1 protein-coding gene is annotated in these 284 nt (G+C 44.0%); it reads left to right on the forward strand.

The window, feature by feature from the left end:
- Positions 1-32 precede the first annotated feature (32 nt).
- Positions 33-191: a small, acid-soluble spore protein K gene (locus tag ACSG5Z_RS32025; RefSeq protein WP_435712963.1), complete on the forward strand. Its 159-nt coding sequence runs from the start codon at positions 33-35 to the stop codon at positions 189-191.
- Positions 192-284: the final 93 nt, after the last annotated feature.

The raw sequence follows: 284 nt of genomic DNA on the forward strand, positions 1-284 counted from the left end.
GGTATCAACTGATGATGAGGAGGGCGTTCGCAATGGGTAAACAAGCCGAATTTTGGTCTGAGTCAAAAAACAACAGCAACATCGATGGTCAGCCGAAAGCGAAATCACGCTTCGCTTCGAAACGACCTAACGGCACAATTAACACGCACCCACAAGAACGTATGCGTGCTGCAAATCAGCAGGAAGAATAGTTCAGGTACAACCTAAAAAATTAACTACCTACACGAGGTGATAAAGATGAGCTACCGTGATCGCTTAGATAGTCGTTCTGAATTATTTAACCA

The sequence above is a fragment of the Bacillus pretiosus genome (assembly GCF_051294775.1).
Taxonomy (GTDB): domain Bacteria; phylum Bacillota; class Bacilli; order Bacillales; family Bacillaceae_G; genus Bacillus_A; species Bacillus_A wiedmannii.

Bases quoted from the DNA above. Each gene is read 5' to 3' on its own strand.
- ACSG5Z_RS32025 (WP_435712963.1), top strand. From the start codon at position 33: ATGGGTAAACAAGCCGAATTTTGGTCTGAGTCAAAAAACAACAGCAAC.